This is a genomic window from Azonexus sp. GW821-FHT04F04 (assembly GCF_059420025.1).
On sequence record NZ_JBWKSX010000020.1, the window covers coordinates 26,128 to 36,937 of the forward strand.

At 56.5% G+C, this 10,810-nt stretch carries 9 protein-coding genes; 2 read left to right on the forward strand and 7 right to left on the reverse strand.

The genetic code is table 11. The annotated features are described in order from the left end of the window. From AC07TV_RS22385 to AC07TV_RS22410, 6 genes are all read right to left on the reverse strand, one after another. Positions 1 to 393: a zinc ribbon domain-containing protein gene (locus AC07TV_RS22385; RefSeq protein ID WP_494650589.1), complete on the reverse strand. Its 393-nt coding sequence runs from the start codon at positions 391 to 393 to the stop codon at positions 1 to 3. 23 nt (positions 394 to 416) lie between these two features. Next, positions 417 to 3,605 carry a CusA/CzcA family heavy metal efflux RND transporter gene (locus AC07TV_RS22390; protein ID WP_494650590.1) on the reverse strand — a complete coding sequence of 1,063 codons (3,189 nt, stop codon included), beginning with the start codon at positions 3,603 to 3,605 and terminating at the stop codon, positions 417 to 419. Between the two features lie 16 nt (positions 3,606 to 3,621). Next, a complete protein-coding gene (locus tag AC07TV_RS22395) occupies positions 3,622 to 5,226 on the reverse strand; it encodes an efflux RND transporter periplasmic adaptor subunit (RefSeq protein ID WP_494650591.1) in 1,605 nt (534 codons plus the stop codon). 9 nt (positions 5,227 to 5,235) lie between these two features. After that, positions 5,236 to 6,558 carry a TolC family protein gene (locus AC07TV_RS22400; protein ID WP_494650592.1) on the reverse strand — a complete coding sequence of 441 codons (1,323 nt, stop codon included), beginning with the start codon at positions 6,556 to 6,558 and terminating at the stop codon, positions 5,236 to 5,238. A gap of 125 nt (positions 6,559 to 6,683) precedes the next feature. Then, positions 6,684 to 7,031, reverse strand: a complete 348-nt coding sequence (gene czcI / locus AC07TV_RS22405) for a cation efflux protein, CzcI family (RefSeq protein ID WP_494650594.1) — start codon at positions 7,029 to 7,031, stop codon at positions 6,684 to 6,686. A gap of 129 nt (positions 7,032 to 7,160) precedes the next feature. Further along, on the reverse strand, positions 7,161 to 7,538 hold the full coding sequence (locus tag AC07TV_RS22410; RefSeq protein WP_494650595.1) for a hypothetical protein: 378 nt from the start codon (positions 7,536 to 7,538) through the stop codon (positions 7,161 to 7,163). Positions 7,539 to 7,683: 145 nt separating this feature from the next. Between AC07TV_RS22410 and AC07TV_RS22415 the strand changes: the two genes are divergently transcribed. Together AC07TV_RS22415 and AC07TV_RS22420 are read left to right on the forward strand one after the other, a co-directional pair. Beyond that, positions 7,684 to 8,367, forward strand: coding sequence for a heavy metal response regulator transcription factor (locus tag AC07TV_RS22415; RefSeq protein WP_494650596.1), 684 nt, complete (start codon positions 7,684 to 7,686; stop codon positions 8,365 to 8,367). 11 nt (positions 8,368 to 8,378) lie between these two features. Beyond that, positions 8,379 to 9,695 carry a heavy metal sensor histidine kinase gene (locus AC07TV_RS22420; RefSeq protein WP_494650597.1) on the forward strand — a complete coding sequence of 439 codons (1,317 nt, stop codon included), beginning with the start codon at positions 8,379 to 8,381 and terminating at the stop codon, positions 9,693 to 9,695. Between the two features lie 41 nt (positions 9,696 to 9,736). Here the strand turns inward: AC07TV_RS22420 and AC07TV_RS22425 are convergent. Then, the coding region (locus AC07TV_RS22425; RefSeq protein ID WP_494650599.1) for a heavy metal translocating P-type ATPase at positions 9,737 to 10,810 on the reverse strand (1,074 nt) is incomplete at its 5' end.

The window sequence follows — 10,810 nt, forward strand, 5'->3', positions numbered from 1 at the left end:
TCAAGGTTGCTGCGCCTTGCCGCAGTTCGGGCAAAACTTCATCCCGGCGGCCAGGCTTGCATTGCAGGCGGCGCAAGCACCGGGCAGCAGCGTTGTGCCGCATTGCGCGCAAAAGCGCGCGCCCGGATTGGGCACGATGCCGCACTTCGGGCAAGAGGGGCCACCGGCGGCTACCCCACCACTGGGCTGCCCGGTATTCGACGGGTAATTTTGTCCCCAGCCATGATCACCGCCCGGATAATTCCCCTGGCCGCGATGATGACCTCCTTGATGACCACCTTGATGGCCGCCGGCCATCCCCTGCAAGAGCTTCTCAAAAAATCCCATGACATCATCCGCGATGTGAGTCGGTCGATATGTGACCGGTTGCCTGATTCGCTGTTTCAGCGCCAAGCCTCCGGCCACGCCTGCAAACCTTATGCTTGTGTCGGCTCGGGGGCCGACTCGGCGGTGAAATCCTCTTCCTCAGCATCTTTGCCATGGACAAGACGATAAAGAAGGGGCAGAACGAGAAGCGTCAGTGCAGTCGATGACAGGATGCCGCCGATCACTACCGTGGCGAGCGGACGCTGAACTTCGGCACCGGTGCCCGTTGCTATTGCCATGGGAACAAAGCCGAGGGAAGCGACCAAGGCCGTCATCAGCACGGGACGCAAGCGGGTCAATGCTCCCTCGTGAATGGCATCATCCAGAGTGCGTCCTTCTTCTCGTAAGCTACGGATGAACGCAATCATCACCAGCCCGTTGAGTACCGCCACACCGGACAAGGCAATGAAACCGATACCGGCTGAAATCGACAGCGGGATGTCTCTCAACCAAAGCGCAACGACACCGCCCGTTAACGCGAACGGAATGCCGGTAAACACTAGCAATCCATCTTTTGCATTGCCGAACATGACAAACAGCAGCGTGAACACCAGCAGCAAGGCAACAGGCACGACGATTTTCAGGCGTTGAGAAGCCGATTCCAGTTGCTCGAAGGTTCCGCCCCAGGATGTCCAATAGCCGGTCGGAATTTTGACCTCTGCCAGGCGTGTCTGTGCTTCGCCCACGAACGAGCCGATGTCCCGTCCCCGAACGTTGGCACTGACGACCACGCGCCGCTTGCCATTCTCCCGGCTGACTTGATTGGGCCCCGGCGCGACTTCCAGGCTGGCGACCTCACTTAAAGGGATATAGGTCGTACGCCCCTCGATGCCGTTGCTGACTGCAGTGCTTTTTGGCAAGGCGATCGGTAGACGCTTCATCGATTCGATATCAGAACGCAGGTTATCGGGTAGACGAACGACAATATCGAAGCGTCGATCGCCTTCGAACATGGTTCCAGCCTCTCGACCACCAATGGCCGTCGAAATCGCATCCTGAACATCGCCGACGTTGAGCCCATAGCGAGCGGTCTTGTCGCGATCGATGTTGACGGTCAGCATGGGCAAGCCGGTCGTCTGCTCCACCTTGACTTCGGATGCGCCGGGTATCTTTCCCAGAACGGCGGCAATTTTGCCCGCCGTTTCGTTCATCACATCCATGTCGTCGCCAAATATCTTGATCGCGACATCGCTGCGGACCCCGGAGATCAACTCGTTGAAGCGCAACTGGATTGGCTGAGAGAATTCATAGGTATTGCCCGGCAGCTTACCCGCGGTCTCCTGTATGGCTGCCAGCAGTTGATCCCTGGATTTCTTTGGCTCGGGCCACTGCGTTTCCGGCTTCAGCATGATGTAGCCGTCCGAGATATTGGGGGGCATGGGATCGGAAGCGATTTCAGCTGTTCCTGTCCGCGCAAACACACGCTCGATTTCTGGAAAATCCGCTTTAAGCCGCTTTTCCAGTTGTTGCTGCATGGCAACGGACTGGGACAGGCTGGTTCCCGGAATACGCAGTGCCTGAATGGCGAAATCGCCTTCATTCAAACTGGGAACGAATTCACTCCCCATGCGGGTGACGAGCAAGCCGGAGAGAATGACAATAACGGCTGTAAAGACCAGGACCACAGGCTTATTGGTCATGACACTGGCCAGCGCTGGCTTATACCAGCGCTTGGCGGTCCGCATCAGGATGTTTTCCTTTTCTCCCACCTTCGCACCGATAAACAGCGCTACTGCCGCCGGGATGAAGGTGACGGAGAGGATCATGGCGCCAACCAGAGCCGTGACCACGGTGAAGGCCATAGGATGAAACATTTTCCCTTCGACGCCGGTGAGCGCAAAGATTGGCAGGTAGACAATCATGATGATGAGTTGGCCGAAAAGCAGCGGTCGGCGTGCTTCCCTGGATGCGGCAAAGACCTCGTGGAAGCGCTCGGTCCGGGTCAGCGGCCGTCCGTGATGCTCTTGGGCATGGGCCAGTCGGCGCACGCAGTTTTCCACGATCACGACCGCACCGTCGATGATGATCCCGAAGTCGAGGGCTCCGAGGCTCATCAAGTTGGCACTGACGTGGTAAGTCACCATTCCTGAAAAGGTAAACAACATGGAAAGCGGGATCACCATAGCTGTGATTACCGCTGCCCGGATGTTGCCAAGGAACAGGAACAGAATGACGATGACCAGAACAGCGCCCTCAAGGAGATTCTTCTTGACGGTATTGATCGCCTTATCCACCAGAACAGTCCGGTCATAGACGGTGACCGCCTTAACTCCTTCGGGCAGGCTGCGGTTGATTTCCACCATTTTCTTGTCTACGGCTGCAGAGACGGTTCGACTGTTCTCGCCAATCAGCATGAACACCGTACCGAGGACGATTTCACGACCGTCGTCGGTGGCGGCACCGGTACGCAGTTCGCGGCCGATACCGACCTCAGCTACATCGCGAACGCGGATCGCCACCCCTTGCACATTGCCGAGAATGACATTGCGGATGTCCTCGATGCTCCGTACCTGGCCTGGCGCCCGGATCAGATACTGTTCGCCACGCTTCTCGATATAGCCTGCCCCGACGTTGCTGTTGTTGCGGTCGAGAGCGGTTACGACGTCTTGCAACGTCAGCCCATAGGAAGCGAGTTTTTCAGGGCTGGGCGCAACCTGGTATTCCTTGGCAAACCCGCCGATCGAGTTGATTTCGGTAACTCCCGGCACATTGCGCAACTGCGGTTTGATGATCCAATCCTGTATCTCGCGCAAATCGGTCGGTGTATAGGCGCTACCGTCTGGCTTTCTGGCTCCGTCTTCGGTTTCTACGGTCCACAGGTAAATTTCCCCCAAACCTGTCGAAATTGGCCCCGTGGCCGGCGAAATTCCAGCCGGAAGCTTTTCCTTGGCTTCCTGAATACGCTGATTGACCAGTTGGCGAGCGAAATAGATGTCCGTTCCATCCTTGAAAATCACCGTGACTTGGGACAGGCCATAACGCGACAGGGAGCGGGTTTGTTCCAGATGGGGCAATCCGGCCATGACGGTCTCGACCGGATAGGTCACCCGTTGCTCAACCTCCAGTGGTGAATAACCAGGTGCCGCCGTATTAATCTGAACCTGGACGTTAGTGATGTCGGGCACCGCGTCGATCGGCAGGCGCTGGTAGTTGTAGATGCCCAGTACGGCCATGCCAAGCACGGCCAAAATGACCAGCCAGCGGTGCTCGATGGCGAGGCGAATGATGCGTTCAAACATGTTGTTCTCCCCCGCCTCAGTGGCTATGCTCGGCGCTGCCCTTGCCGAGTTCCGATTTCAGGACAAAGCTACCGGCTGCAGCGTATGGCGTTCCAGCCTTCAAACCGCTGAGCACTTCGATCAGCTTGCCGTCAGAACGCCCCAAGGTGACGGGTTGGGCAACAAAGCCGTCAGCCACCTTGATAAAAATAACGCTCTTGTCCCCGATCGTCTGGATTGCTTCGGCCACAACGCTTACCGGGACTTCGGCCTCACCGGAGACCACTTCGACATTAACGAACAAGCCAGGCCGCCAGGCCATCTTTGGGTTGTCCAGGATGACACGCGCCTTGGCCGTACGGGTCTCCTGGCCGAGCAAGGCGCCAACATAGGAGATGCCGCCTTCCGCCTTCGATTCGAATGCAGTCGCCTTGACGACGACCTTTTCGCCGATGCGAACGATGTTCAGATCCTTGGCGGGAACAACGATTTCCGCCCAAACCGTGGACAGGTCGGAAACCGTGAATATGCTGGCATCTTCCTTGACCGCTTCGCCGAGCGCGATGTGCTTTTCCACGACCATGCCATCGAAAGGTGCCCGGATTTCATAGCGGTTGAGGCTTCCCGAAACGCTCGGGCTTGCCCCCAGCGCAATCAGTTTTTGCTGGCTGTTGGCGACGGCAATTTCAGCTTCCCGCAAAACCTGCTGTGCCAGGAGGTAGTCCTGCTCGGCGGAAATTTTTTCTTCCCAGAGCTTTTTTTCCCGCTCGTAGGTCGATTTGGCAAGCGTCAGCCGCTTCTGCGCCGACAACAGTTCGCTGCGCTGCTCGGAGAGTCCGGTACTGGCGATAACTGCCAGTATCTGTCCGCGCTTGACCAATTGCCCAAGGTTGGCCGGGACACTTTCAACGACACCAGCTAACCGCGGCACAACGTGAGCTGTCCGATCTTCATTGAAGCGGATCTCACCCGGCAGTTGTGCCGCTGTTCGGATTTTGGCAGGGGCCGCCTTCTGGATACTGATGGCGGCCGATTTGACCTGCTCATCAGTCAGTTCGATTTTTCCTTCTTCCCTCGTATCGATGAACAGGAACGGTGTATTAGCCATCTTAGCGGTAATAGCTGCTTCAAAGGCATGGGGTTCGGCGATCGGACTGGTACTGATCAGGAAGTCTTGTTCCGCCTTGAAGGCCACTTCCTGCTTTTCTCCGTTCGGCCGCGTCAACGTCACAGAAACCTTAGCTGCTGAAGGGGCCAAGGGCTTGTCCTGTTGGAACAGCCAGACACGAAAATGAGGCTCACCACCTTCTTCAGCCAACAATAACTCCAGGCCAAATCCATCTTCGGTAAACAACTTGCCTCCATGAGAGCCCGTCTTCGGTCCATCCTCATGATGTTCTGCGTCGCTGTGGCCTTTGGCGTGATCATGGCCGTCACCGTCCTGAGCGCCATGATGCTCGGCATCAGCATGCCCCTTGGATTCGGCATGGCTGGCATGCTCACTCTTCTCTGCTGATTGACCCGAAGAGGAAGAACCCAGAATCCAGCCGCCGGTAGCAATGCCCATCGCCAAAATGACAGCGATGGCGATACCTTGTTTTTTGGAAAGGTTAAAAGCGTTCTTGTCGATATTGAATTTCACTGCTTGCTCCTACGGACGACTTGGCATTGGGGACGACATTGAATTGCTGGAGCCCAGTACGCGCTCTAGTTCGGCAGCAGTCCGATGCGCCTCGGACAAACTTCTCAGGTATTGGGCTCTTGCCTGAAAGAAGGTGCGTTGAGCATCCAGGACTTCCAGAAAACTGAATTTCCCAAGCTCGAACCCTTTGCTGGCTGCGTCATAGGCGCTGCGTGCGCCGGGCAGAATTTCGCTTTGTAAGGCTTGCGCTTCAACGACCAGTGACTTCAAGCGTTCCTGGTTTTGTGTGACTTCCGTGCTTAAGCGAACCTCAGTGGCGCTGAACTCATCGCGAGCCTTATCCGCCCGCCGCAGTGCTTCGAGTACATTGCCCTGGTTGCGGTCGAATATCGGGAAGGGGATCGAGACGCCCACGATGGTTTGGTTGCGCCCAAGTTCTTCAACCTTTTTTGAACCCAAGCTGACCGTGACGTTTGGAAACCGCCGAGACCGCTCGACATCGGCAAGCGCTGCAAAACGATCGGTCTCGTGGCGTGCTCGGGTAAGAACCGGGGAGTTGTTCAACCGACGATCGATCTCGTCGGCGGAGAGAATTTCTGGCAGATTGTCGATACGCCCTTCGACCTGTTCAAACCGTGGCGTCTTACTTCCCCAGGTCGCTGCCAGACGATTTCGTGCTGCGACCAAATCCCCTTTGGCTTGATTCAACTCCACCCGTGCAGACGCCCCAGCAACGCGGGCCTTGGTTTCCTCAACGGGAGAAATTTTGCCGGCCGTAACCCGGCGCGATGCAGCTTGGGTAGCGCGTTGGGCGAGGCCGAGCAAATCCTCTGTTTGCAGTACCCGTTCTTGAGCCACCAGGACATCGAAGAAGGCGCCAACGACGCTAGCTCGGATACCCTGACGTTTGGCCACCAAGTCGGCAGCGGCTACATCCCGTCCCCGCTCGGCGGAAACAATCCGTGCAGCACGCCGGCCCCCCAACTCGATTAATTGGCTGATCTGAACGGTTGTGGTTCGGGTCGCCTTATTCTGCGTATCTTCAACCAAGGTTGAAACTTCCGGGTTCGGCAGTATCCCTGCTTGAATCACCGCTCCCTCGACTGCTCGCAATTCATTGGTTGCGGCAGATAGTTCGGGATTGGCCGCTAGCGCGAGATCGATTGCAGCGGAAAGGGTTAAGGTTCCGGTCGGTTCCTTGGCAAGCGCAGGTACGGCTTCGATCAGCGACGGCACATTTTGCGTCTGCGCCCAGAGGTTGGTGCTGGCAATCACCGTAAATCCGAAAAGGGTTCGGACCAGTAAAGCGATAATTGGTTGTTGGCGGTACATCCGATTCTCCGTTGATGAAAGACACATCAGGAAATCGGCGGGGCGCCACACCGCAAGCGGCTTGGCATCGTGCGCAGCTCAAGCTGCGGCAAACAGATATGGGAAAAGTAACCCAACCCCGCCGATCAGGCGGAGATCGACCAGTTGGGACGTTCAGGCAGATCGCTAGGTGGCGACGTCAAGAAATGGGGAGACCACGGGTGATCGGCTACGCCACCAGCAACCTGCTGGGTATTGGTAACACTGGTTAATACTGCAATACAGCTGGCATGGCAGACGGCACAATCACTGTCGATGCCAGAGAGTTGGCCTTTGGCCGCCTTGGCGCTATCGTCAGCCTGATGTTTGTGCTCGTGGTGACCAAAATGATGCGCAGTAGCGCCTGTTTCATGTTGGCAATAGCTCGCCGCCACCGACCAGGTAATCTGGAGTGACAGTAAGATCAACAGGAAAACGGCAAGCCAACGACGCATGTTGATAATAGTAGCAGAGTGAGAGCAATAGGGATATTAGTGATGTCTTTGCACCGAAGTTGCAAGATTTGTGGCAGATAGCTCGATTACCTGCCACTCTTCTAGGCAACATATTTTCTGGCAGGCTAATTAGCCACCTTGGTAGAGCGCTTCATGCTGCTTTTTTTCTTCCGGTGTCATCTTCAGAGAGGGGGCCGGCGTGTTGTGGTTGAGTTTATCCACATGTTGCCATTTACCATCACGAAGGACATATTCGTGCGGGACAAGCACCCAGCCTTGATCACCGCCAACATATCGATACTGACCATCGGCGCTAATCGGGTTACGTTTAAACTCCTCAAGCTCCTTTTGGACTTGCTGAGTGGTTTTGTTGCTGGAATCATGCGACGGGTAGTATTTTACCGTTCCGTCGGGCCCGCTATGCATGACCGACTCCGCCAAGGCCTGTCCTGACAGGACCAATCCGGCACAAAGAACAGGGATAGAAAAGACTTGTTTAACGTTCATGATAGGAACTCCTTCATTAAATACCGGTTCATCGGTTTTGATATATGCCGAACAACGGCCTGGCATGGATGAACTATATGAAATGGGCTCTGACAGAATGCCAACAGGAAGTTTACAAATTTGACATCTTTTGCTTCGTGAAGAAATGAAATTACTGGTCGTCGAGGATGAACAAAAGCTTGCGCTGTACTTGCAAAAAGGCTTGGGCACGGCAGGCTTCGTGGTTGATATTGCGCATGATGGGGTAACCGGGCTTCATATGAGCCTGGCGTTCGATTATTCGGCAATTATCCTTGACTCCATGTTGCCGGGAATGGACGGACTTACCCTGCTTGCCGCTTTGCGTACCAAAAAACAGACGCCAGTCTTGATGCTTACAGCCTTGGGCAAGGTGGAGGATCGGGTCACCGGATTGCAAACAGGCGCAGACGATTACCTGGTCAAACCCTTCGCCTTTTCTGAGCTGATTGCACGGATTCAAGGTCTGCTTAGGCGATCAGCACCACATCAAGTGGAGACGCAATCAAACAGGCTGACACTTCATAACCTCGAAATGGATCTGGTGCGCCGCAAGGTCTCCAGGAACGGTCAGCGCGTCGATCTGAGTGCCAAGGAGTTCCTCCTGCTTTCTCTGTTTCTCAGGAAACAAGGCGAGGTGCTGTCACGAACCGAGATTGCCGAGCAGGTTTGGGATATGAACTTCGATAGCAACACCAATGTCGTCGAAGTTTCGATCAAGCGACTTCGCGCCAAAATGGATACGCCCTTCGAGACGCAGTTGCTGCATACCGTACGCGGCATGGGCTATGTCCTCGAACTGCGCGAATGAGACTCAGAACAATGATCAATCCGACGCTGAGCAGTCGCCTCATACGCTGGCTCGCTTCGCTGAGTTTGGGTGTTCTGGGGTGTTTGTGCCTCGGAGTCTTTTTCTCGGTCAAAGCCAACCTTGAAACACAACAGGACCTGCGTCTTGAAAAGCTCAGCACGGCAATTCGGCACCTGTTTGAAGAAACACCGGGACACCTGCAACCGGGGTCGCTTGAACACGACCTTGACGATCTTCTGAAAATCAATCGGGACTCGCATCTCAAGTTAATCGATAGGCTGGGTGAGGCTCGCTTCATCTCGATGCCAAGTGCGTGGCCATCAAAAGCTCGTTTTTATTCGTTTGCACTCCCCGATGAAGCACAGAGGACAGATTTTGCCGTTGCCGAATTGGCACTTGAGACTGCGCCCGATGAAGCGATTCTGGATCGCCTCGCAGCCATCCTCTGGGGGGCTGCGTTGATCGGGAGTGCGGCAATCACGCTGGGCGGCTACCTGATCGTTTATTTTGGACTGGCCCCCATTCGGAAGCTGGCTGAGCAAACGCGCAGTCTCGCAATCCTTTCCCTCGACAAGCGCTTGGAAACAGCGCGAATCCCGGCCGAGTTGCAAGTTCTCGTCGATCAGTTCAACGATTTGCTGAATCGACTGGAAAAAGCCTATCAGCAACTCGAAGGGTTCAATGCCGATGTGGCGCACGAATTGAGAACCCCATTGGCGAACATCATCGCCAGCAGCGAGTTGGCCTTGCGTAGCAACGACAAGGACGAACACCTGCGCGATTGCATCGGTTCGAATCTCGAAGAAATGCACAGGCTGTCGTGCATCGTCAATGACATGCTATTCCTGTCGCAAGCCGACCGGGGTGCTAAAGCTCGGCGGATGCCCGTTCAAAGCCTTGCCCAGCTCTGCGCCGAAGTGGCCGACTACTACGAAGCGGTGCTGATCGAATCTGACCTTCAATGGTCTATCGAAGGCGATGCATCAGGCCAGTACGACGCGGCGCTGCTCCGGCGCGTGCTGTCCAATCTGCTGAATAATGCGGCTCGGTATGCGGATCACGGAAGTTCAATCGTGATTCGTATCGCCGCGGAAACTCATGGACACATCAAGCTCTCGGTGATCAATCGAGGGGAACCGATTTCTGCTGAGAGTCTGCCTCATATCTTCGACCGCTTTTTCCGCGTAGACGCCTCACGTAGCCACGGCCATCAGAATCATGGACTGGGTCTCGCCATCGTTGGCGCGATTGCCCGGATGCATGACGGGGAGGCCTTCGCAAAATCCGCCCATGGTGAGACAGAAATAGGCGTACGACTGGCCTGCTGACGGCCCCGCTGCTTTTGCCGATGCCGACCAACAACGGGTCTTTAGTCTTTGGTTTGCGGTGCAGAGGTTCGCAACATCCGCAGACCGTTGGCGACGACCAGCAGGCTGGCGCCCATGTCGGCAAACACCGCCATCCACATCGTGGCATTTCCGAATACTGCCAGTCCAAGGAACACGACCTTGATCCCAAGAGCCAGGGCAATGTTCTGCCAGAGTACGGCGTGGGTCTGGCGAGACAAGCGTATGGTTTCCGGAATGCGCCGCAGGTCGTCGTTCATGATCACCACGTCGGCTGCTTCCATGGCCGTATCGGTCCCGGCAGCACCCATGGCCACGCCGATGTCGGCACGGGCCAGGGCAGGTGCATCGTTGATGCCGTCGCCGGTCATCGCGGTCGGGCCATAGCGAGCCTGCAAATCTTCGATGGCCGCCAGTTTGTCCTCAGGAAGAAGATTTCCCCGGGCGTCGTCGATGCCGGCTTCCTTGGCGATGCTCGCGGCCGTCGCCGCATTGTCGCCGGTCAGCATGACCGAGACGACACCGAGCCGGTGCAGATCGGCCACCGCCTCCCGTGAGCTTTCCTTGATGGTGTCGGCCACCGCAAAAATCGCCAGCACCTGCTGTTCCGTCGCCAGCATGGTGACCGTCCGGCCTCGCGTCTCGTGCACCTGAAGGCGAGCCTCAATTTCTGCACTGCACAGAGCGCGTTCCTCAATCAGGCGATGATTGCCGAGGATCAGCAGTTGGCCGTCGGCACGCGCTTCCACACCCCGTCCGGCAAGGGCGAGAAAATCGGTCAAGCCGTTCTCCGGAAGCCTGAGACCGGTCGCAATCGCTTTTGAGACCGGATGGTCCGAGTGCCCGGCGAGGCTGGCCGCCCAAGCGAGCACCTGGGATTCGGGGATCGTCGAGGGAAGCAGTTCAGTGGCGACCAGACGGGGTTTGCCTTCGGTAATGGTGCCGGTCTTGTCGAGGGCAATGACGCGCAGTTTGCGGGCCTCCTCCAGATAGACGCCGCCCTTGATCAGGATGCCGCGCCGGGCCGCTGCCGCCAGTCCGCTGACGACCGTCACCGGCGTGGCGAGCACCAGCGCGCAGGGGCAAGCGATGACCAG